The 21,757-nt window shown below is 59.1% G+C and carries 19 protein-coding genes; 14 read left to right on the forward strand and 5 right to left on the reverse strand.

The genetic code is table 11. From position 1 onward, the window contains the following. Positions 1-57 precede the first annotated feature (57 nt). Positions 58-978: a zinc ABC transporter substrate-binding protein gene (locus tag ACWKV5_RS12550; RefSeq protein ID WP_483841498.1), complete on the forward strand. Its 921-nt coding sequence runs from the start codon at positions 58-60 to the stop codon at positions 976-978. A 118-nt stretch (positions 979-1,096) separates the two neighbouring features. Here the strand turns inward: ACWKV5_RS12550 and ACWKV5_RS12555 are convergent, their stop codons facing one another. Together ACWKV5_RS12555 and ACWKV5_RS12560 are read right to left on the reverse strand one after the other, a co-directional pair. Next, entirely contained in the window at positions 1,097-2,047 is a 951-nt protein-coding gene (locus ACWKV5_RS12555; RefSeq protein WP_027926148.1) for a homoserine kinase, read from the reverse strand. Positions 2,048-2,104: 57 nt separating this feature from the next. Then, a complete protein-coding gene (locus tag ACWKV5_RS12560) occupies positions 2,105-2,395 on the reverse strand; it encodes a DUF2782 domain-containing protein (protein WP_483841499.1) in 291 nt (96 codons plus the stop codon). A gap of 74 nt (positions 2,396-2,469) precedes the next feature. On the opposite strand from ACWKV5_RS12560, the gene polA reads away from it, so the two are divergent. Further along, on the forward strand, positions 2,470-5,241 hold the full coding sequence (polA, locus tag ACWKV5_RS12565; protein WP_483841500.1) for a DNA polymerase I: 2,772 nt from the start codon (positions 2,470-2,472) through the stop codon (positions 5,239-5,241). 300 nt (positions 5,242-5,541) lie between these two features. On the opposite strand, the gene yihA is transcribed toward polA, so the two are convergent. Beyond that, positions 5,542-6,183 (reverse strand): ribosome biogenesis GTP-binding protein YihA/YsxC, encoded by a 642-nt coding sequence (yihA, locus tag ACWKV5_RS12570; RefSeq protein ID WP_027926151.1) that lies wholly within the window; start codon positions 6,181-6,183, stop codon positions 5,542-5,544. 191 nt (positions 6,184-6,374) lie between these two features. Between yihA and ACWKV5_RS12575 the strand changes: the two genes are divergently transcribed. From ACWKV5_RS12575 to ACWKV5_RS12605, 7 genes are all read left to right on the forward strand, one after another. Then, a complete protein-coding gene (locus tag ACWKV5_RS12575; protein ID WP_027926152.1) occupies positions 6,375-6,665 on the forward strand; it encodes a c-type cytochrome in 291 nt (96 codons plus the stop codon). 46 nt (positions 6,666-6,711) lie between these two features. Continuing rightward, a complete protein-coding gene (locus tag ACWKV5_RS12580; RefSeq protein WP_483841501.1) occupies positions 6,712-7,323 on the forward strand; it encodes a c-type cytochrome in 612 nt (203 codons plus the stop codon). A 200-nt stretch (positions 7,324-7,523) separates the two neighbouring features. Continuing rightward, positions 7,524-8,165: a thiol:disulfide interchange protein DsbA/DsbL gene (locus ACWKV5_RS12585; RefSeq protein ID WP_483841502.1), complete on the forward strand. Its 642-nt coding sequence runs from the start codon at positions 7,524-7,526 to the stop codon at positions 8,163-8,165. 13 nt (positions 8,166-8,178) lie between these two features. Next, positions 8,179-9,057 (forward strand): endonuclease/exonuclease/phosphatase family protein, encoded by an 879-nt coding sequence (locus ACWKV5_RS12590; protein ID WP_483841503.1) that lies wholly within the window; start codon positions 8,179-8,181, stop codon positions 9,055-9,057. Further along, positions 9,054-11,066, forward strand: coding sequence for a diguanylate cyclase (locus ACWKV5_RS12595; protein ID WP_483841504.1), 2,013 nt, complete (start codon positions 9,054-9,056; stop codon positions 11,064-11,066). Before ACWKV5_RS12590 ends, ACWKV5_RS12595 begins: the two co-directional genes overlap by 4 nt. A 102-nt stretch (positions 11,067-11,168) precedes the next feature. Further along, the gene (locus ACWKV5_RS12600) at positions 11,169-11,948 is read left to right on the forward strand and encodes an N-acetylmuramoyl-L-alanine amidase (protein WP_483841505.1); all 780 of its coding nucleotides are present in this window, start codon (positions 11,169-11,171) and stop codon (positions 11,946-11,948) included. Between the two features lie 75 nt (positions 11,949-12,023). Further along, complete coding sequence (locus ACWKV5_RS12605; RefSeq protein WP_483841506.1) at positions 12,024-13,637, forward strand: EAL domain-containing protein; 1,614 nt, start codon at positions 12,024-12,026, stop codon at positions 13,635-13,637. Between the two features lie 7 nt (positions 13,638-13,644). On the opposite strand, the gene ACWKV5_RS12610 is transcribed toward ACWKV5_RS12605, so the two are convergent. Together ACWKV5_RS12610 and algB are read right to left on the reverse strand one after the other, a co-directional pair. After that, positions 13,645-15,435, reverse strand: a complete 1,791-nt coding sequence (locus tag ACWKV5_RS12610) for an ATP-binding protein (protein WP_483841507.1) — start codon at positions 15,433-15,435, stop codon at positions 13,645-13,647. A gap of 10 nt (positions 15,436-15,445) precedes the next feature. Next, positions 15,446-16,792, reverse strand: coding sequence for a sigma-54-dependent response regulator transcription factor AlgB (algB, locus tag ACWKV5_RS12615; RefSeq protein WP_123433277.1), 1,347 nt, complete (start codon positions 16,790-16,792; stop codon positions 15,446-15,448). Positions 16,793-17,231: 439 nt separating this feature from the next. On the opposite strand from algB, the gene ACWKV5_RS12620 reads away from it, so the two are divergent. The 5 genes from ACWKV5_RS12620 to ACWKV5_RS12640 all read left to right on the forward strand — a co-directional run bounded on the left by ACWKV5_RS12620 (position 17,232) and on the right by ACWKV5_RS12640 (position 21,705). Then, a complete protein-coding gene (locus ACWKV5_RS12620) occupies positions 17,232-17,519 on the forward strand; it encodes a hypothetical protein (RefSeq protein WP_483841508.1) in 288 nt (95 codons plus the stop codon). Positions 17,520-17,604: 85 nt separating this feature from the next. Further along, positions 17,605-17,769, forward strand: a complete 165-nt coding sequence (locus ACWKV5_RS12625) for a DUF1328 domain-containing protein (protein ID WP_003177151.1) — start codon at positions 17,605-17,607, stop codon at positions 17,767-17,769. 2 nt (positions 17,770-17,771) lie between these two features. Continuing rightward, positions 17,772-18,236: an inhibitor of vertebrate lysozyme family protein gene (locus ACWKV5_RS12630; RefSeq protein ID WP_483841509.1), complete on the forward strand. Its 465-nt coding sequence runs from the start codon at positions 17,772-17,774 to the stop codon at positions 18,234-18,236. A 702-nt stretch (positions 18,237-18,938) separates the two neighbouring features. After that, entirely contained in the window at positions 18,939-20,270 is a 1,332-nt protein-coding gene (gene gltP, locus ACWKV5_RS12635) for a glutamate/aspartate:proton symporter GltP (RefSeq protein ID WP_027926163.1), read from the forward strand. Between the two features lie 205 nt (positions 20,271-20,475). Further along, entirely contained in the window at positions 20,476-21,705 is a 1,230-nt protein-coding gene (locus ACWKV5_RS12640; RefSeq protein ID WP_483841510.1) for a nucleoside recognition domain-containing protein, read from the forward strand. Positions 21,706-21,757 lie beyond the last annotated feature (52 nt).

Genomic DNA, 21,757 nt, shown 5'->3' on the forward strand with positions numbered 1-21,757 from the left:
CGAATTTTGTGAGAGACGTTATTATATTACCCGTTCTCGCCTCCTCGAGTGGTCATCGTGTCCCGACTTTTTTCTATCTTTGTCGCATTTGTCGCCAGTTTTCTGCTGATCGGATCGGCCCAGGCTGAGGTTAAAGTCCTCACCAGCATCAAGCCCCTGCAGTTGATTGCCGCCGCGGTGCAGGACGGCGTGGCGATTCCGGAAGTGTTGCTGCCGCCGGGGGCTTCGCCGCATAACTATGCCTTGCGCCCTTCCGACGTACGGAAGGTGCAATCGGTCGATCTGCTGTACTGGATCGGGCCGGACATGGAAGGTTTCCTGCCGCGCGTACTGAATGGTCGTACGCTGCCGAGCGTTGCGGTGCAGGATTTGCCGGGGCTGAAACTGCGTCGCTTCGCCGAAGACAGTCACTCCCATGCGGAAGAAGCCGTTGAGCATGACCACGATCACCGCCCAGGCAGCCTGGACGCGCATTTGTGGTTGTCACCGGTGAATGCCCGGGTGATCGCCAGCAAAATGGCAGCGGACCTGAGTGCCGCCGATCCCGCCAATGCAGCGCGCTATCAGAGCAACCTCAAGGCGTTCGACGAGCGACTGGATGCGCTGGACCTGCGTTTGAAGGCACGGCTCGCCGGGATCGCGGGCAAGCCGTATTTCGTGTTCCACGAAGCGTTCGACTACTTTGAAGATGCGTATGGCCTGAAACACACGGGCGTATTCAGTGTCGCGGCCGAAGTCCAGCCGGGGGCCCAACACGTTGCGGCGATGCGCGCCCGGTTGCAGGAAGTCGGCATGACTTGCGTGTTCAGCGAGCCACCATTGCGGCCGCGCCTGGCGGAGACGCTGGTTGCGGGTTTGCCGGTGAAACTGGCGGAACTGGATGCATTGGGCGGGTACACGCCAGCGACTGCTCAAGGGTATGAGCAGGTGCTGGAGAAGCTGGGGAATGATTTGGCGGGGTGTCTGGAGTCGCTTTAAAAGCTTGTTCGGCTTCGCCTCATTCGCGAGCAGGCTCGCTCCCACATGGGATCTTTAGTGGACACAAAATCTGTGCTCACATCGGTCAACTGTGGGAGCGAGCCTGCTCGCGAAGCTTTTAAAGGGCAAACGGCAGCGGTGTGCTGACCTTCTGCCGCTGCGCCAACCGCAGCTGAAACTCCATCGGGTCGTGAATCAACACGTCCTGCCCGGCGAACGATTCCGCCGCGATCAACCGCGATAACCAAAACCGCACACACGCCACGCGCAACATCGTCGGCCACAGCTCGGCTTCAGCCGCCGTGAACGGACGCAACGCCGCATACGCCCCCAGCAATGCCCGCGCCCGCGGCCCGTCGATCAAGCCGTCGTCGTCCGAACACCAGTCGTTCAAGGCAATCGCCACGTCGTAGAGCATCGGCCCCGAGCAGGCGTTGTAGAAGTCGATCAACCCGGTCAGGTGCGTGCCTTCGAACATCGCGTTATCGCGGAACAGGTCGGCGTGGATATTGGCCCGCGGCAATGCCAGGATTTTTGCCTTCTGCTCGGCGATTTCATCCAGCGCCCGTTTCAGCAGATCGCTTTGTTCGGCGTTCAGGTGGGAAAGAAATTGCGTGCCCTCCTCCAGCATCCAGTCCAGACCACGATCGGTTTTGCGCTTGATCATGTTGGCTTGGGTCGCCAGGTGCAGGTGTGCAAGCAACTCGCCGACCTGCGCGCAATGCTGCGCGTTGGCCTGCTTGATGTGCTTGCCGGCCAGTCGTGGCTGCAGCAGTGCAGGCTTGCCGGCCAGTTCGCGCAGGGCAACGCCGTCGGTGGTGCGTAGCGCGTAAGGCACCGGCAAATCGGCCTCGTGCAGGACGTCGAGCAGTTCAATGAAGAACGGCATTTCATCGACCGGGCCGCGCTCGACCAGGGTCAGGACGAATTCGCCCTGCTCCAGGCTGATGAAGAAATTGGTATTTTCGCTACCGGCAGCAATCCCCTGGAAATCAAGCAGGCGGCCGAGGCCATAAGGGGCGAGAAAAGCTTCCAGCTCGGGCCGAGCCAGGGGGGTGAACACAGACATGTTTAAACTGCCAGTACGGGCGCCGCTCGTGAGCCGGCGCCGATTGAAATTAAGAAACTACTTCCACTCAAAAATTTTCCACGCCGGAATCAGCATATCCGGCTGATCCGAGCGGATGAAGTTTGCGTCCGTCCCGTCTGCGCGCACCAGAAAGTACGGAGGTGCGCCCTTCGGCGTGACCTTGATCGCATACAGGAAACCGTTTTGACGGTACTCCTGGATGACCTTGTCCCCTTCCGTGCGGATCGTCACTTCTGGCTCAGACTTCGAAACATCGTCCGCCGCCATGACGGCCAATGGAACAGTTGCAAACAAGCCAGCCAGCAACAGGCGATTTAGTGTGCGCATGATAACCTTGTCCCTTTGTCGTCAACGGTCCCGCTATTCTAGCGCCGGACCCGCCGAAAAGGTTGATCCTGCTCATGAGCCAAGCCCCCCTCGTCCTGGTGGACGGTTCTTCTTACCTGTACCGCGCCTTTCACGCGCTGCCACCGCTGACCACGTCCAAAGGCCTGCCGACCGGTGCGGTCAAGGGCGTATTGAACATGCTCAAGAGTCTGCGCAAGCAATACCCGGACAGTCCGTTCGCCGTGGTGTTCGACGCCAAGGGCGGGACATTTCGCGATGACATGTACGCCGAGTACAAGGCCAATCGCCCAAGCATGCCCGACGACATGCGCGTGCAAATCGAGCCGCTGCACCAGAGCGTGATCGCTTTGGGCTTCCCGCTGCTGTGCGTCGAAGGCGTCGAGGCCGATGACGTGATCGGCACCCTGGCCCGCAGCAGCGCGGCGGCGGATCGCCCGGTGATCATCTCCACCGGCGACAAGGACATGGCACAACTGGTCGACGGCCACATTACCTTGGTCAATACCATGACCGGTAGCAGCATGGACGTGGAGGGCGTGAAGGAGAAATTCGGCGTCGCTCCCGAGCAGATCATCGATTATCTGGCCCTCATGGGCGACTCTTCCGACAACATCCCGGGCGTTCCGGGTATTGGCCCGAAGACCGCTTCCGGCCTGTTGGTGGGCGTGAATGGCGGTTTGACCGAGCTGTATGCTCAGCTCGACATCGTCCCTACCTTGCCGATTCGCGGCGCGAAAACACTGCCGGCCAAGCTCGAAGAGCACAAAGAGATGGCGTTCCTCTCCTATCAACTGGCGACCATCAAGATCGACGTGCCGCTGGACATCGGCCTCGACGACTTGCAAATGGGCAAGCCGGACCACGACAAGCTCGCTGAGTTGTACACCCTGTTGGAGTTCAAGAGCTGGTTCGAAGACAACCAGCGCGACGCCAAGCGCTCAGGCCAGGAAGTGACCGCTCCGGTGGTTGAAGAAGTCGCCGCAGAGACAGAACTGAAATACACGACGATCCTCACCCAGGTTGATTTCGACCTGTGGCTGAAGAAGCTCAACGACGCCAAGCTGATCGCCTTCGATACCGAAACCACCGGCATCGATGCGCAGCAGGCGCAACTGGTCGGCCTGTCTTTCGCTGTACAAGCCAACGAAGCAGCCTACATCCCGCTGACCCATTCCTACATGGGCGTGCCGGATCAGCTGGATCGCGACACCGTGCTTCGCGCACTGAAGCCGATTCTGGAAGACCCGAACAAGCTCAAGGTTGGCCAGCACGCCAAGTTCGACATGAACATCCTGGCCAACTGCGCCATCGGCGGTGATCCGAGCTGCGGCATCACCGTGCAGGGCATCGCTTTCGACACCATGCTCGAATCCTACGTGCTCGACTCCACCGCGACCCGTCACGACATGGACAGCCTGGCGCTCAAGTACCTGAATCACACCACCACCAGCTTCCAGGACATCGCCGGCAAAGGCGCCAAGCAGCTGACCTTTGACCAGATCTCTCTGGAGCTGGCCGGGCCTTATGCCGCCGAAGACGCTGACGTGACCCTGCGCCTGCACCAAACGCTGCAGGAAAAGCTCAAGGCCATCCCGAGCCTGAGCAAAGTCCTGAGCGAAATCGAAATGCCGCTGGTGCCTGTGCTGGCGCGGATCGAACGGCAGGGCGCGTTGGTCGACGCCAACCTGCTGGGCATTCAGAGCGTGGAACTGGGCGAGAAGATGGTCGCGCTCGAGCGTGAGGCGTTCGCCATCGCTGGCGAAGAATTCAACCTCGGCTCACCCAAGCAATTGGGCGTGATCCTGTACGAAAAACTCGGTCTGCCGGTGCTCAGCAAAACCGCCAAGGGCCAGGCTTCCACCGCCGAAGCCGTACTGGCGGAACTGGCCGAGCAGGATTTCCCGCTGCCTAAAGTGCTGATGCAGTACCGCTCGATGAGCAAACTGAAAAGCACCTACACCGACCGGCTGCCGGAGCAGATCAACCCGCGCACCGGACGGATTCACACTTCTTATCATCAGGCTGTCGCAGCGACCGGGCGTTTGTCGTCCAGCGATCCAAACCTGCAGAACATTCCGATCCGCACCGCCGAAGGCCGTCGCATTCGTCAGGCGTTTGTTGCACCCACAGGCTACAAACTGCTGGCGGCGGACTACTCGCAGATCGAACTGCGGATCATGGCCCACCTGGCCAAGGACGAAGGTTTGCTGCATGCGTTCCGCAATGACCTGGACGTGCATAAGGCCACCGCCGCTGAAGTTTTCGGCGTGGAACTGGCCGACGTCACCACCGATCAGCGCCGCAGTGCCAAGGCGATCAACTTCGGCTTGATCTACGGCATGAGCGCGTTTGGCCTGGCCAAGCAGATCGGTGTGGATCGCAAACAGTCTCAGGCCTACATCGACCGTTATTTCGCCCGCTACCCGGGCGTGCTGCAATACATGGAGCGCACGCGCGCCCAGGCGGCCGAGCAAGGTTTCGTGGAAACGATCTTCGGTCGTCGCTTGTACCTGCCGGAAATCAACGCGAAAAACCCGGCCCTGCGCAAAGGTGCCGAGCGCACAGCGATCAACGCCCCGATGCAAGGCACCGCGGCGGACATCATCAAGAAAGCCATGGTGGCCGTGGATAACTGGCTGACCTCCTCAGGGCTCGACGCCAAAGTCATCCTGCAGGTGCACGATGAATTGGTGCTCGAGGTGCGTGAGGATCTGGTGGAGAAGGTTCGCGAAGAAATTCGTATCCACATGAGCGATGCGGCGAAGCTGGACGTGCCGCTTCTGGTGGAGGTTGGGGTCGGGAATAACTGGGATGAGGCTCACTGAGCCGTCTGAACAGGCGTTTTCTGCTGCGGCATAGTGCCGCGGCAGAAAAACACGGAGCATCATTATGTCGAAAAATGCTTGGGCTTATTTCCAATGGATTTGGAACTTCTTCGGAACTAATCCCGTCAACCGCCACTCAGAGTTACTGAATGGCTGGTGAAGCCCTTCGATGCTCCTATGTTGTGTTAAGTGTTGGCAGATATCTGGACCCCGCCCTAGCGGTCCGGAACTTGGACCCCGGAACTTCCCCCTCCCCATAGAAGTCCGGGGTTTTTTTTGCCCGCGATTTGCCTCGACGCCTTACTCGGCAGCCTCGGAACCCTTGTCCGCCAGCTCCATCCAGCCCGCCAGTACAGTGTAGGCGTCTTCCAGACCCAGGCGTTTTGGCGCCGAGAACAACTGGATACTGACTGCATCTCCCCAGCCCTTGCGGATATCTGCCTGAACCTTGAGCAGGACGTTTTTCGCTGCGCCGTACGTCAACTTGTCGGCTTTGGTCAGCAAAATATGCATCGGCATGCCGGCGGCGACAGCCCAATCGAGCATCAACAGGTCGAAGTCGGTCATTGGATGACGGATGTCCATCATCAAGATCAGACCTTTCAAACTCTCGCGACCGCCCAGGTACGCTTCCAGGTGACGCTGCCAGTGCAGCTTCAACGGAATGGGTACTTTTGCGTAACCGTACCCCGGAAGGTCGACCAGACGACGATCATCGTCTAGCTTGAAGAAGTTCAAGAGCTGCGTGCGCCCCGGAGTTTTCGAGGTTCGCGCAAGACTGGCGTGCGTCAGGGTGTTCAGCGCACTGGACTTGCCGGCGTTGGAACGGCCCGCGAAGGCCACTTCAAAGCCTTCATCGTCCGGGCATTGGTCGACTTTGGCAGCGCTGAGCATGAAGGTGGACTGTTGGCACAGGCCGAGGATGGGATTCTTGAGTTGCATGGGATTTCCGATGTGGGCGGCGCCGGGAATGGACGCGGCAAGCGGTGTCGTTTCCGTTTCAGTGACGCCAGTATATAATGCCGCAGATTTTGTGTGCGCTTTGTCCCAGCGTAGGATGAAGTTCACGAGAGCGATTGACCTTGATTGCGCATTAGAACGCAGAACGCTCTCAACCCTGAAAAGGTCGTTTTATGACGAAATGGCTGCTAGCTGCCGGTGTCTTGATACCGCTTTACAGCGCTCAGGCTACACAGGATCCGGAAGCTGTGTACAACCGTGTTTGTGGTGCCTGTCATTCCGGCCAACTACCCATGGCGCCTCAAAAGGGCGATCAGGAAGCTTGGACGCCGAGGTTGGCGAAAGGTATGGAGACGCTGGTGCAACACGTGACCCAGGGTTTCAAGGCGATGCCGCCGCGTGGTTTGTGCATGGACTGCAGTGCCGAGGATTACCAGGCCATCATCCACTGGATGAGCGAGTGATCCCGGTCCATAACTCTTTAACCCTTAGCCGTAGTTGGATTAGCTGATGAACAAATTGATCGTGAGTCTGCTGTTGACCGTGGGGATCTCCGGCATTGCCCATGCTGCAGGTGATGCGACTGCTGGTCAGGCGAAAGCCGCAGTATGTGGCGCCTGTCATGGCCCGGATGGCAACAGCATGGCGCCTAACTTTCCGAAACTGGCGGGTCAGGGTGAACGCTACCTGAACAAGCAATTGCACGACATCAAGTCGGGCAAGCGCACCGTTCTGGAAATGACCGGCCTGCTGACCAACCTTAGCGACCAGGACCTGGCTGATATCGCGGCCTACTTCGCCAAGCAGAACGGCAGTGTTGGCGCCGCCGACCCTAAAATCGTGGCTCGCGGTGAAGCACTGTTCCGTGGCGGCGACCTGGCCAAAGGCTTGCCAGCCTGCACCGGTTGCCACTCGCCAAATGGCGTGGGTAACCCAGCTGCCGGCTTCCCGCACCTGGGCGGCCAGCACGCTCAATACGTTGCCAAGCAGCTGACCGATTTCCGCAAGGAAGAAGGCGGACGCACCAACGATGGCGACACCAAGCCGATGCAGAGCATCGCTAAAAAGCTGAGCGACGAAGATATCGCCGCCGTATCCAGCTACATTCAAGGCCTGCACTAAGACCGGTTGATCGAGCGTTGCGAGCGATGAACATCTCCTGCAACGTTAACGCTCGATTAATCCGTCGCAGCAAGTATAAAAAGGGTGGCTTTGGCCGCCCTTTTTTGTGGCCGCTGCCGTTACACTACAGAACTCAAGCCCGCCAGGACCTGTCTGAGAACAGGTCGCGCGAGGCGACCAAAATTGTCCAGGAGTAAAGCATGCGTAATCTGATCATCAGCGCCGCACTCGTCGCTGCCAGCCTGTTCGGCATGACTGCCCAAGCCGCCGAAGCACCCGCCGCCCCTTATGTCGAACTGACCAATCCGGTTCCTGTCGCCGTGCCTGGCAAGATCGAAGTCGTGGAGTTGTTCTGGTATGGCTGCCCGCATTGCTACGCTTTTGAGCCAGTGATCAATCCATGGGTCGAGAAGCTGCCTTCCGACGTCAACTTCGTCCGCATTCCAGCCATGTTCGGCGGTCCTTGGGACGCACACGGCCAGATGTTCCTGACCCTTGAAGCCATGGATGTCGAGCACAAGGTTCACGCGGCCGTTTTCGAAGCGATCCAGAAAGAACACAAGAAACTGGTCACTCCAGAAGAAATGGCAGAGTTCCTGGCCACTCAGGGCGTCGATAAAGTCAAGTTCCTGGCCACCTTCAACTCCTTCGCCATCAAGGGCAAAATCGTCCAGGCCAAAGAGCTGGCCAAGAAGTATGAGATTTCTGGTGTACCCACCATGATCGTCAACGGTAAGTATCGTTTTGACGTGGGTTCTGCCGGCGGTGCCGAGCAAGCCCTGCAACTGGCCGATAAACTGGTCGACAAAGAGCGAGCGGCTAACAAGGCTGCCGCCAACTAAGCGAAGCACTGCCATGCGCCGCTGGGGAACTGAACGCGTTGTTGGCCTGCATGATCCACGGGTCAACGAACATCACCTGGAATCCACGGGCCTGCCCGCAGACAGTCGTCTGCGCTTGCTCAGTTTTAATATTCAGGTCGGTATCAGTACCGAGCGGTATCGGCACTACCTAACCCGGGGCTGGCAACACCTGTTGCCGCACACCGGGCGTGCCGACAATCTGCAAAAGATCGGCAACCTGCTGGGCGACTTCGACCTGGTCGCCCTGCAAGAAGCCGATGGTGGCAGCCTGCGCTCAGGCTACGTCAATCAAGTAGAACACCTGGCACAGCTCGGTGCCTTCCCCTATTGGTATCAACAACTCAACCGCAACCTCGGACGACTCGGCCAGCACAGCAATGGTGTGCTCAGCCGCTTGCGCCCGTGGGCGATTGAAGATCACCCGCTGCCGGGGCCCAAGGGTCGCGGAGCAATTCTGGTGCGCTTCGGCGAAGGTCCGGACGCGCTGGTGGTGGTCATGATGCATCTGGCGCTGGGCGCTCGCGTGCGCAGCCTGCAACTGGCCTACATCCGCGAATTGATCGGCGGTTATAAACACCAGGTGCTGATGGGCGACATGAACACCCATGCCAGTGACCTGCTGCAAAACTCCCCGTTGCGCGACCTCGGCCTGCTCGCGCCGCAACTGGAAGCGACCTTTCCCAGCTGGCGTCCGCAACGCTGCCTGGACCACATTCTGCTGAGCCCGACACTGACCCTCGAAAAGGTCGAAGTGCTGGCACAGCCCATTTCCGATCACCTGCCGGTCGCGGTAGAGATTCGTCTGCCGGGTTCGCTCACGGCTGATGCATTGCCCGCGTTGAGTCCTGCCCTTCGCGGATCCCATGAATGAGCGACGAAACAGAGCGCTGGAAAGAGAAATACCTCAAAAGCATCGAACAACAGGAAAAGCTTGAGCGTCGCTGGGATGCCCGGCTCGACCTGCTACGCCGTGGGCTGGTGCGCAGCACGCTGGCGGCGGAGGGCACTGACCGCGCCGTCGACCAATGCATGAAAGAGATGCGCGAAGTCGTGCGCACCGACGACATGGACGCCGGGTTGGCGGCTCTGCTGCCGCGACTCGAAAAAGCGGTGCTCGATTCCGAGCAACGCCGGGAAACCCGAGTCAACCAGACCAGCGCCGCACTGACTGCGCTGGTCGCGCAACTGCAATCGCTGCCGCTACCCCGGGAAGTCAGCCGACCGCTCAAGAGCTTTGCCAAAAAGCTCGATGGACGCGTCAGTCAGGCCCGCGAGATGCCGCTTCTGCTCAGCGAACTGAGTGGCTTGCAAGGCAAAGCCTTGAGGCAATTGGAGCACCCCGCCGAACCTGACCGACCCGGTTTTCTGCAGAGATTGTTCGGTAGCCACGAAGCGGATGAGGGAGCGCCGCAGGTCGTCGCTCCTGCCGTTCACGCATCGGCTGCGCAGGCTGTGGAACGGGTTGTCGAGATGGCGCACGCCGATGACTTTGAGGAAGAGGACCTGCCGCCAGTCGCACTGCCAGCGGCGCAAAGCGTCCACCCCACAGTGGCCACCCCGGAACCTCAAGAGACTCACACACCGACGCCCGCTCCAGAAGTGGTGGCGTTTGTCCCACCCGTACTTCAGCCCGACATCGCGCCCACGCCTGAATCACCAACACCCTCGAACAATGAACCGCTGGAAGCACTCGCCCTTCCCCTCCCTGCGCCAGCCAATCAGGTTCAACCAGCCATCAATCCCGATGAACTGACCCGGACAGTGACGACTATTAATCCGGAGCAAACCGAACACGAGGACATTTTCTACGCCTTGCCCGATTCACCGGAGCCGTCCTATAGCTCCGTTGCCAAGCACATCGAAGACACCCTGCTGGGCCTGCTCGAAGACCTGACATTGCCGGAGCGCCACCGCCCGCAAGCCGAAGCGATGCGCGACCGCCTTCAACATGGCTTGAACTGGTACGAACTGATCCCGATCCTCGACGATCTGGCAACGTTGATGCTGGCGATCAACGACAGCGGCCAGCACGAATTCGAAGTCTATCTACAGCAACTCAATGAACGCCTGGAGTCCTTCCAGAGTAATTTGCAGGCGGCCAGCGAAGGCCACGCCGACAGCCGTTCTGCGGCGCGCCAGATGGACACGCAGATCCGCGAACAAGTTGACGGCCTGCACAGCAGCATGCAGGAAGCGGCCGACCTGGACGACCTGAAAGGGGTGCTGGAAAACCATCTTGAGGGCCTGCTCGGCACCATGGATCGCCACCAGAAGCAGCGCGATGAGCGAGAACAGGAAGTGGCGACACGCCTTCACAGCCTGGCCGAACGGGTCGCGCACATGGAGCAGGAAGCGCAGGGCTACCGTGAACACCTTGAAGAACAACGCCAGAAAGCCCTGATCGATCCGCTCACCGGCCTGCCCAATCGCGCTGCCTGGAGCGAACGCCTGGACCACGAAATCGGCCAATGGCAACAGCACGGCAATACCCTGTTGCTGGCCATGCTGGATCTCGATCACTTCAAAAGCATTAACGACAACTACGGCCACCTCGCGGGCGACAAGGTGCTGAAAATCATCGCCAATGTGCTGCGCAAACGCCTGCGCGGAACGGATTTCATTGCGCGATTTGGCGGCGAGGAATTTGTGCTCCTGATGCCCGGCACGGTCCCGGCAGTCGGTGCAAAACTGTTGGAAACCTTGCGCGCCGCGATCGAAGCTTGCCCTTTCCACTTCAAAGGTGAGCGGGTCACCATCACTATCTCCATGGGCCTGACGGCGCTAAAGCCCGGCGAACATAGCGATATCGCGCTGAAAAGAGCCGATCAAGCACTGTATCGCGCGAAAAACGCCGGACGTAATCGTGTGGAAGCTGGCTGACGGCCAATTGTTCCATTTTGTTTAAAACCGGGCTTTTGCCGTCGGCACGCAAGGCAGTACGTTACACTGTTGCATTACTGTCTTGCGCGTACGTCTCCTGCCATGAAATATCTCGCTCTAATTGTGTCGCTGCTGCTGTTGGCCGCTTGTTCCAGCGGCCCGCGTATCGACACCAGCCACCCTTCGTCCAACTACGACAGCCGCATCCAGTTCGTGGTGGTGCATTACACCAATGCCTCGCTGGAGCGCTCGCTGCAACTGCTGACCCACGGCGAAGTGAGCAGTCATTACCTGATTGGCGACGACAAGGGTGCCACCATCTATAAATTGATGGATGAGAATTTTCGCGCCTGGCACGCGGGCGAAAGCGAATGGGAAGGCAGGACCTGGCTGAACTCCAGCTCCATCGGCATCGAGATCGTCAACCCGGGCTTCAAAGACACTCCCACCGGGCGCCTCTGGTATCCCTACAGCGAAGACCAGGTCAAATCGTTGATCTTCCTGCTCAAGGACATCAGCAAGCGCTACAACATCAATCCCCACGCCATCATCGGCCATAGCGATATCGCGCCGCTGCGCAAACTCGATCCCGGTCCGTTGTTCCCCTGGAAACGCCTGGCCGCCGAAGGCCTGGGGGTCTGGCCCAGCGAGCAAGCCGTGACGCGCCAGCAAGCCCAGTTCGCGATACAGCTGCCGAGCATCAGCTGGTTTCAGGGACAGCTCGCCAGGCTGGGTTATGCCACGCCACAAACAGGTGAACTGGACGTAGCGACGCGTCATGTGTTGGCGGCTTTTCAGATGCATTTCCGCCCTTCCCGCTTCGACGGCACGCCGGATGCTGAATCCGCTGCGATCCTGCAGGTCCTGAATCAGACAAAATAATGGCGCCCGTCCGACGGTTAGAGCTTTTTCCCTAATAGCAGCTATAACTCATTGGTAATTCTTCGGATATCAATAATGGCTGCTGCACGAGAGACCCTCCGTAGCTGGTTCTATCGCCCCTGGTTTCTGGCGATACTGGCTGCTGCCCTCAGCGCAACTCTATTGATGGCCGGCAGCCTGTTTGTGGCGATGCATCAGGTTGAACAGAACGAAAGCGAAGAAATGAATGCTCAAGGCGAGCGCTTCCTTGCCCGCCTTGAACAGCTGTTCGGGCAACTGCGCGAAAGCCTCGATGACCTGGAAGCCCAGCCGCTTCGAGGCTGCGATCCTGAAATGATCGCCACCTTGCAGCAGGTCAGCTTCAACTACCGCTTCGTCTACGAAGCGGCCTACATCGATGCATCACGCGTGTGCTCCAACCGTCCTCGCCAGGAAGGCCTTTCGTTGCTGCGCCCTCCCGACATCCGGGGCCCTACCTACAGCTACTGGCTGAACACCACCACCGAACCCGATGAAAACCGTGCCGCGCTGATGCTCGGCAGAGGCAACTTTCGGGTGGCGACGTCTCGCGGGCATTTGACGGACATGGTCGACCTGACGCCCGGAAGCAGTCTGCTGGTGGTGCTGGACCACGGCACTCGCGCCATTCCCGTATTGGGTGCTGCCCAGGTCTGGCCACCGACGGAATCCTGGGCACCTAAAAGCCGCGACGCGCTGCAAGTCACGCAAACCCGCTTGATATACCGCATGCCGACCAACAACCCTGAATACCAACTGGTTTTGATCACACCACGCACAGGCATACACGTGCCGGCGGTGTGGTGGTGGCTGCTTCCGGCCAGCCTGGCACTTGGGATCATCGTCGGCTTCCTGGTGTTTCTGCTGGTGCGCCAGCGTCAGTCGCTGGATGCCGAATTGCATGGCGCCATACGCCGGGGTGAGTTGCAGGTGTTGTATCAACCGATTTTCGATCTCGACAGCCGCAACTGTGTCGGCGCCGAAGCGTTGCTGCGCTGGCGCAGGCCCGACGGCACGCTGACCAGCCCCGACCTGTTTATTCCGATGGCGGAAAATACCGGCCAGATTCGCCAGATGACCGATTTCGTCCTGCAGCGCCTGCTCGAACAATTGGGGCAACTGCTGCGCGCCAACCCGCAACTGTACATCTCGGTCAACCTGGCAGCGTGTGATGTGATGGTGCCGCGAATCGGCCAGGTGATGGCCCGCCTGCTGACGCTGCACCGTGTCGCGGCCAAGCAGATCGCCTTCGAGGTGACCGAACGGGGATTGATTGATGTGGTGGTGGCCAGGGAAAACCTGCAAGCGTTACGCGATGTCGGGCATCAAGTGCTGATCGATGATTTTGGCACCGGTTATTGCAGCCTCGCCTACCTGCAAACCCTGCCGGTGGACTGCCTGAAGATCGACAAGGCGTTTATCGATGCGCTGGGCCATGACGCCGCCAGCAGTGGCGTAGCACCGCACATCATCCACATGGCTCAAGCGCTGCAACTCAAAGTGATTGCCGAGGGTATCGAGCATGAAGCGCAGGCAACGTTTCTAAGTAGCGAAGGCGTGAAGTTCGGTCAAGGCTGGCTGTTCGCTCATGCCTTGAGCTCCGTGCAGTTCATCGAATTGATTACCCGCGGCCGGCGAATGAAAGGCCGGCGCCTGGATGACGAGGCGTGACAGCGCCTTACACTGCCAGCGCCATGTAGAACTGCGTACCCTGCCCCGGCCGCGAATAGACGCCCATCCGCCCGCCGTGCAATTGCACGATTTCCTTGCACAACGCCAGGCCAAGTCCGGCGCCGCCCTTCTTGCGGCCGACCTGGACAAAGGGCTCGAAGATTCGCCCTTGCTGGCCATAGGCAATCCCTTCGCCGTTATCCTCGACACTGATAATCACCCGCTCGCCATGACGCCGGGCCTGCAACCGGATCAGCCCTTCCCGTGCGGTATGGCGCAAAGCATTGTCGATCAAGTTGTCGAGCACCCGGTCCAGCTGCGGTTGATCGGCCTGCAATCGGGGCAACGGCCCTTGCACCTCTATGCGCAATTCGATGCCCTGCTCGGTCGCCGTGTCGGCGAAACGGGCATGGGCCTGCGCCAACAGATCCTCGATCGAGCATGGGGCCAGGGTCAGTTTCTGCAAACCGTTCTGGTAGCGAGAGAAATTCAGCAGGTCGTTGATCAACTGCATCAAGCGCTGCATTTCTTCATTGACCGTATCCAGCAGGTCAGCTTCGCGGGAGTCTTGTGGAAATTTCGCCCGCTCACGGAACAGACCGAACGCCATGTGCATGCCGGTCACCGGCGTGCGCAATTCATGAGAAGCGCGCAAGACAAACTCGCTGCGCACCCGTTCGAACGCCCGCTGTTCGGTCACGTCATGCAACACCATGACCGCCCCGAGGATGTGCCCTTGAGTATGGATAACCGGTGTCAAGCTGTAGGTCAGCAATCTCGATTCACCATCGACCTCGATACTCAGGTCTTCCGGCGCACGCTCCAGCGTGCCGCCGCGCAGCACCAGTTGCAGCTGTTCATCCAGCTCGGGACGTTCAAGCGCCGCGCCCAGCCCTTGGCCAAGCCGATCGGTGTCCCAACCCAACTGGCGCTGAGCCACCGGATTGAGGTGCTCGAGATGGCCGTCGCGATCGATCATCAACAAGCCGTCGTCGATACTGTCGAGCACGGCTTGCAGGCGTTGTTGACCGGCGAGCAGTTCATCGATGTTGGTGGCCTGATGCTCACGCAATGCCTCGGCCATGATCCCGAAGCGCTTGGTCAGCAGGTTCAATTCCACGGCGGACGACACCGGCAGGGTCACCTCGAAATTGCCCTGGCCAATATTATCGGCGGCTTGCGCCAAGGCTTCGATCGGTCCGCCAAAGCGCCGGGCAATCGCGTGTGCCGTCACGAACCCGATGATCAGCACCGCCAATCCCACCAGACCAAGCAAGCCCGCCACCAGCAACGCGCGCTCCCGGGACTGGCGTTCGGTGCTATTGATGTCATCCAGCGCCCGCTTGTGCTCTGACAGAAGACCGTTGCGCAAGGTGTTGAATTTTTCCGTGAGGGCTTCGCTGCCACTCAGTACCTTGGTGGGCTCAGTGGCCTGGCCGTAGGCTTGAACAAACTCCAGATAATCAACCTTGGCCTGTTTGAACCCGTACTGACCGCCATTGCCTGATTGCTCAAGGGCGATGCCTTCATCGAGCAACTGCAGGTAGCGTTGCCTGGACGCCTCGAACCCGGCGGGATCAGGCTTTTCGTTGACCATGATCATCAACTGATCGCCGAGGGTCTGGCGTAGTTTCAGCCCCAGATCGAGCGTGACGAAGTTGTTGCGAACGAGCGCTTCCTGGGAGCCGGCCATCTGCATCACGCTGACCAGCCCGAGCAAGAGCCCGAGCAGTGCCACGGTGATCAGTGCAGAAATACTCAGGAACAGCCGAGTACGCAGCTTCATCGCCAATTTCATCGGTGGCAGCTCACAAGTTGTATTGCTTGCGTTTGCGGTACAGGGTCGAGGCATCAATGCCCAGGGTCTTGGCCGCTTGATCCAGTGTATCCGCCGTGGCGAGTACTGCACCGATGTGAGCTTTTTCCAGTTCGTCCAGGCTCAACGCGGCGCCAATGCGCGGCGCGTTGTTGATTGGGGTTTCAGCCATGCCCAAATGGCTGATCTCGACCCGTTCCTGTGGACAGATAATGCTCGCCCGCTCCACCACGTTACGCAGTTCGCGGATGTTGCCGGGCCAGCGATAACCCAGCAGCGCTTCGCGGGCCTCATCGCTGAAGGCCCGGGCCGGGCGCGCGTACTCCTTGACGAAGCGAGCGAGGAAACGGTCGGCCAGGTTCAGGATGTCTTCACGGCGTTCGCGCAGCGGCGGCAAGTGCAACGTGATGACGTTCAGGCGATAGAGCAAGTCTTCGCGGAAGCGGCCGTCGCGCACCATGTCTTCAAGGTTCAGGTTAGTCGCCGCGAGAATGCGTACATCGGCGCGGCGGGTCACTGGATCCCCTACCCGCTCGTATTCCTTGTCTTGAATGAACCGCAGCAACTTGGGCTGCAATGTCAGCGGAAAATCGCCGATCTCGTCGAGAAACAGCGTGCCGCCATCGGCCTGGTTGACCCGGCCCAATGTACTTTCGCTGGCACCGGTAAACGCGCCACGGCTGTGACCGAACAGTTCGCTTTCCATCAGTTCGGCGGTCAGGGACGGGCAGTTGATCGTGACGCAGGACTTCTTCTGACGCTTGCTCCAGCCGTGAATCGCCTGGGACAGCTCACCTTTACCGGTGCCGGACTCACCCAGGATAAGAATGTTGGCATCGGTCCCGGCCACCTGGCGGGCGGTTTCGAGCACCACTTTCATCGCCGGGCTGTGGGAGTCCAGGCCATCCTTGGGTTTGCGCACTTCACCTTCAAGGGCTTCCAGGCGAGCGGACAATTGCCGCACTTCCAGCTGCTTGGCGGTGGCCAGGCGCAATTGATCAGGGCTGCAGGGCTTGACGAGGTAATCGGCGGCGCCCGCCTGAATCGCATCGACCGCAGTGTCTACGGCTGAGTGCGCGGTGACGATCACCACACGCATCCACGGCGCCTGAATACGCATCTGCGCCAACACATCCAGGCCATTGTCCTCGCCCAGGCGCAGATCCAGAAAGCACAGGTCGAATACCTGGCGCTGCAACAAGGCATCGGCCTGAGCGGCGCTGTTCGCGGTAGAGACGCTGTAGCCCTCGTCTTCGAGGCAATAGCGGAAGGTTCGCAGGATAGCTGACTCATCGTCTACCAACAGAATGCGGCCTTGATGCACCGTGGCTGATTCCATGTTCCTGCGCTCCTTTAATGATTGATCTTGGTTAGTCCCGGATAAATCGGGCAAGTTGCATGGTCGATTCTGATCCATTCCAGCACTGGCAGGGTAGCTATCTAAGGCCGGCCTGCCTAATCCGCTGATTTTCATGGTTTTTTATTAAAACACCGGATTTTAGGCGGTTACCCGCCTCCCTTTCTGACACCTGCGTCTGTCGCTCAATTCAAAAATATTCAAAGTGCCTGGAAATCTATCGTGCATTTCGCACGACCCTGGAGGGGTCATCGTGCAGGATGCGTCGCAATCGATTTTCATAAACTTCTTAACCTATTGATTTTGATAAGTTTTATTTGCGCAAAAAAACTGGCATGCAGGCTGCAATGGTCTGGGTAATCAGGGCATTTACCTCTATGCCCACCAACAAGATCACCACCAAAGTGGGAGGAGCTTCAGGATGAATCGCTACCGTGCCGCCCAACTGCGAATCTCGCCACTGCATACCCAGCAAGGCTTGTTTGCTGTTCTGGCATTGCTGATCACGTTGATCGCCGGCCAACAGTTCGTGCGTTGGGAGCAGAGCCAGCAGCCAGAGGCGCCGCACGTATCGATTCAACATGCAGCCCAAACCCACTTCAGCGCCGTCAGCAGCAGTCAGGCCGACCTCACCCCGATGCGGATGATGGACGTCGACCAGGCGCAGCCTCTGGACGAGATGCCTCGTCAGGAGCGCTGGGTGTTCTAGGTAATCGAACTTGGCGTGCGGTCTGCGCCGGGACACAAGCACCACAAGCGACACCTCTAAATAATGAAGCGTAAGGAGAATCACCATGTTGAGCTGGGCAATCACCTTCTTGATCATTGCCATCATCGCTGCAGTACTGGGCTTCGGTGGTATCGCGGGCACCGCCACGGGTATCGCCAAGATTCTCTTTGTCGTGTTCCTGGTGATGTTCATTGCTTCCTTCTTCTTTGGCCGTCGTGGCCGAGGCTGAACATGAGCGTTTTGTACAAGACACTGGCAGCCGCCCTGCTTTTGGGCGGTAGTGCCATGGCAATGGCGGCCAATGACGGCCAAATGCGGGCCAATGGGTTGCTTACCACCGACCCGCAATACCGTGAAACGTGGCAAGGCGTGGTGAAGAAGGAAGAACGCCTGCCGGAATGGGTGATGAACCTGTCTGGCGATGCCGAGCAAATGAATGCTGTTGAGGAAGATGGCCACAAGTATCTGGTCGGGCCGTTGTGTGAAACACAGCCCACCTGCCTGAACGAACGCCTGATCGTGGCTTTCAGTTTCGACAAGGAAGATGCCTACGCCATGCTGGTCGAAGTGCCCGCAGGACTGCCGGCCGACAAGTCGCCCACGCGACATGCCAGCTACCGCTTCCTCGGCAAACCGGACCAAGGCATGCAGGACCTGTTGATGGAACAGCTGAAAAAAGATCCGCATTGGTACTGAATTTGTCATATGAAAGAAGCACTCTGCTTCTCTCTACTGCGCTACCCGATGAAGGTAGCCGCATGACCAAGGGGCCGGGACGTTCTGACTGTTGCAGGGTCGGAGTGACCTACGGGTACAGGGAGTACCTGCGCAAGGGCCGGGTCAGGCAAAAGCTGCGACGCAAATTCGCCGGGTCACAGGACTCGACGAATTTGCGGAGAGCTTCATTCGCAAAAGCTGCGTTCCAGAACGCATCGCTGATTTACTCCTATGCCACTTCCGTTAAATCTCCGCAAAAACATTTCGCGGTGTTTCTTCGCGACCGCATATCGAGAAAGCCGTCTGCAAATGACTGCGATTTTTTGCAGCTAAACGTAGGTTTTTTCTGAAGTTTTAACCCTGAATCCCCCACTTAAAAATTAACCAACCACCTCTGAAATGGCCGGTTCACGGCACTTATAGCTGCCGAAATGGCGTATTCGAACCGGTTGGGACGCCAGTTTCATTTGGAAAAGCTCATGCCGATTCGGCATAGGGTAGGCGTTTACGGCATTAGACGTCGCTTCCTTGCATCGGAATAGTTGCGCCTTTTTTCGCCTGCCAGAGAGCCACTAACAAGCGCTCCGGGGCTCCTTATACGGGGGCAAATGCATACACTTTTCGCCACAAGCGAACCAGTGACTGCGTCTGCCTGAGTCAAACGCAAGTAAGGGTAATGATATGAAGAAGGCAAAGCTTAGCCTCGCCTGGCAGATCCTCATCGGTCTGGTATTGGGGATTGCAATCGGTGCGCTGCTCAACCATTTCAGTGCCGAAAAAGCCTGGTGGATCAGCAACGTCCTGCAACCGGCAGGCGATATCTTTATCCGTCTGATCAAGATGATCGTGATCCCGATCGTGATCTCTTCGCTGGTCGTCGGCATCGCTGGCGTCGGCGACGCCAAGAAACTCGGGCGCATCGGTCTGAAGACCATCATCTATTTCGAGATCGTCACCACCATCGCCATCCTGGTCGGTCTGGTGTTGGCCAACGTGGTCCATCCGGGCACCGGCATCGACATGAGCACCCTCGGTACCGTGGATATTTCCAAGTACCAGGCCACTGCCGCCGAGGTTCAGCATGAACACGCGTTCATCGAAACCATCCTCAACCTGATCCCGTCGAACATCTTCGCGGCCATGGCCCGCGGCGAGATGCTGCCGATCATCTTCTTCTCCGTATTGTTCGGCCTCGGTCTGTCGAGCCTGCAATCGGACCTGCGCGAGCCGCTGGTGAAGATGTTCCAGGGCGTCTCGGAAAGCATGTTCAAAGTCACTCACATGATCATGAACTACGCGCCTATCGGCGTGTTTGCCCTGATCGCGGTGACCGTGGCCAACTTCGGCTTCGCTTCCCTGCTGCCGCTGGCCAAGCTGGTGGTGCTGGTGTACTTCGCCATCGCCTTCTTCGCCTTCGTGGTGCTGGGCCTGATTGCCCGCCTGTTCGGCTTCTCGGTGATCAAGCTGATGCGCATCTTCAAGGATGAGCTGGTACTGGCCTACTCCACCGCCAGCTCCGAAACCGTGCTGCCGCGCGTGATCGAGAAGATGGAAGCCTACGGCGCGCCGAAAGCCATTTGCAGCTTCGTGGTGCCGACCGGTTACTCGTTCAACCTCGACGGTTCGACCCTGTACCAGAGCATCGCGGCGATCTTCATTGCCCAGCTGTACGGCATCGACCTGTCGATCAGCCAGCAATTGCTGCTGGTGCTGACCCTGATGGTCACCTCCAAAGGCATCGCCGGTGTACCGGGCGTTTCCTTCGTGGTGCTGCTGGCTACGTTGGGCAGCGTCGGTATTCCGTTGGAAGGCCTGGCGTTCATCGCCGGTGTCGACCGCATCATGGACATGGCCCGTACCGCATTGAACGTGATCGGTAACGCGCTGGCCGTGCTGGTCATCTCGCGCTGGGAAGGCATGTACGACGACGCCAAGGGGCAGCGCTACTGGAACTCCCTGCCGCACTGGCGCAGCAAGGAAAAACTGCCGGCTGGCGAAGTTTCCAAGAACTGACGCCGTAAACCCTGTGGGAGCGAGCCTGCTCGCGAAAGCGGTGTGTCAGACAACGAAGATGTTGAACTGACTGGCCTCTTCGCGAGCAGGCTCGCTCCCACAAGGGAGCGCGTCCTTCGTGCTAAACAAACCCCGGAGAAATCCGGGGTTTGTCGTTTCTGGCTACCCCGCTATCATTCGCCGCATATTCTGGGGGATTTGACTGATGCTTAATGGCCTGTGGCTTGGCTTCTTCATCGTGGCTGCCGTTTCGGCGCTGGCGCAATGGCTGATCGGTGGCAACGCCGGGATCTTCGCGGCGATGGTGGAGAGTATTTTCGCCATGGCCAAGCTGTCGGTCGAAGTCATGGTCCTGCTGTTCGGCACCCTGACCCTGTGGCTGGGCTTTTTGCGCATCGCCGAGAAAGCCGGGATTGTCGAATGGCTGGCCAAAGCCTTGGGTCCACTGTTCCTGCGCCTGATGCCGGAAGTACCGGCGGGCCACCCAGCCATCGGCCTGATCACCCTGAACTTCGCCGCCAACGGCCTGGGCCTGGACAACGCCGCCACACCGATCGGCCTCAAGGCGATGAAGGCGCTGCAAGAACTCAACCCCAGTGCAACGATCGCCAGCAACGCGCAGATCCTGTTCCTGGTGCTTAACGCCTCCTCCCTGACCCTGCTGCCGGTGACGATCTTCATGTACCGCGCCCAGCAAGGCGCGCCGGACCCGACGCTGGTGTTCCTGCCGATCCTGCTCGCCACCAGTTGCTCGACCATCGTCGGTTTCCTGTCGGTTGCGTTCATGCAGCGCCTGCGCATCTGGGACCCCGTGGTGCTGGCGTACCTGATTCCCGGTGCCCTCGCCCTCGGTGGCTTCATGGCGCTGCTGGCGACGCTCTCAGCCACCGCTCTGGCCGGCCTTTCATCGATCCTCGGCAACCTGACGCTGTTCGGGCTGATCATGCTGTTTCTGATCATCGGCGCGCTGCGCAAAGTTAAGGTCTACGAAGCATTCGTCGAAGGCGCCAAAGAAGGTTTCGACGTGGCCAAGAACCTGCTGCCGTACCTGGTGGCGATGCTCTGTGCGGTGGGCGTACTGCGGGCGTCCGGCGCGCTGGACTTTGGCCTGGACGGGATTCGGCATCTGGTGGAGTGGGCCGGTTGGGACACGCGCTTCGTCGACGCGTTGCCGACGGCGATGGTCAAACCATTCTCCGGCAGCGCCGCAAGGGCGATGCTGATCGAAACCATGAAAACATCCGGCGTAGACAGTTTCCCGGCGTTGGTGGCGGCCACGGTCCAGGGCAGTACTGAAACCACGTTCTACGTGTTGGCGGTGTACTTTGGTGCGGTGGGCATCCAGCGCGCGCGGCATGCGGTGGGGTGTGCGTTGCTGGCAGAACTGGCCGGCGTACTGGGCGCCATCGGGGTTTGCTACTGGTTCTTCGGTTAACTACAGAACCCCTGTGGGAGCGAGCCTGCTCGCGAAAGTGGTGTGCCAATCA

It is taken from the genome of Pseudomonas oplopanacis, assembly GCF_057128725.1.

Coding starts and splice junctions, on each gene's coding strand:
- ACWKV5_RS12555 (WP_027926148.1), bottom strand. CDS start 2,047: ATGTCTGTGTTCACCCCCCTGGCTCGGCCCGAGCTGGAAGCTTTTCTC.
- ACWKV5_RS12560 (WP_483841499.1), bottom strand. CDS start 2,395: ATGCGCACACTAAATCGCCTGTTGCTGGCTGGCTTGTTTGCAACTGTT.
- polA (WP_483841500.1), top strand. CDS start 2,470: ATGAGCCAAGCCCCCCTCGTCCTGGTGGACGGTTCTTCTTACCTGTAC.
- yihA (WP_027926151.1), bottom strand. CDS start 6,183: ATGCAACTCAAGAATCCCATCCTCGGCCTGTGCCAACAGTCCACCTTC.
- ACWKV5_RS12575 (WP_027926152.1), top strand. CDS start 6,375: ATGACGAAATGGCTGCTAGCTGCCGGTGTCTTGATACCGCTTTACAGC.
- ACWKV5_RS12580 (WP_483841501.1), top strand. CDS start 6,712: ATGAACAAATTGATCGTGAGTCTGCTGTTGACCGTGGGGATCTCCGGC.
- ACWKV5_RS12585 (WP_483841502.1), top strand. CDS start 7,524: ATGCGTAATCTGATCATCAGCGCCGCACTCGTCGCTGCCAGCCTGTTC.
- ACWKV5_RS12590 (WP_483841503.1), top strand. CDS start 8,179: ATGCGCCGCTGGGGAACTGAACGCGTTGTTGGCCTGCATGATCCACGG.
- ACWKV5_RS12595 (WP_483841504.1), top strand. CDS start 9,054: ATGAGCGACGAAACAGAGCGCTGGAAAGAGAAATACCTCAAAAGCATC.
- ACWKV5_RS12600 (WP_483841505.1), top strand. CDS start 11,169: ATGAAATATCTCGCTCTAATTGTGTCGCTGCTGCTGTTGGCCGCTTGT.
- ACWKV5_RS12605 (WP_483841506.1), top strand. CDS start 12,024: ATGGCTGCTGCACGAGAGACCCTCCGTAGCTGGTTCTATCGCCCCTGG.
- ACWKV5_RS12610 (WP_483841507.1), bottom strand. CDS start 15,435: ATGAAATTGGCGATGAAGCTGCGTACTCGGCTGTTCCTGAGTATTTCT.
- algB (WP_123433277.1), bottom strand. CDS start 16,792: ATGGAATCAGCCACGGTGCATCAAGGCCGCATTCTGTTGGTAGACGAT.
- ACWKV5_RS12620 (WP_483841508.1), top strand. CDS start 17,232: ATGAATCGCTACCGTGCCGCCCAACTGCGAATCTCGCCACTGCATACC.
- ACWKV5_RS12625 (WP_003177151.1), top strand. CDS start 17,605: ATGTTGAGCTGGGCAATCACCTTCTTGATCATTGCCATCATCGCTGCA.
- ACWKV5_RS12630 (WP_483841509.1), top strand. CDS start 17,772: ATGAGCGTTTTGTACAAGACACTGGCAGCCGCCCTGCTTTTGGGCGGT.
- gltP (WP_027926163.1), top strand. CDS start 18,939: ATGAAGAAGGCAAAGCTTAGCCTCGCCTGGCAGATCCTCATCGGTCTG.
- ACWKV5_RS12640 (WP_483841510.1), top strand. CDS start 20,476: ATGCTTAATGGCCTGTGGCTTGGCTTCTTCATCGTGGCTGCCGTTTCG.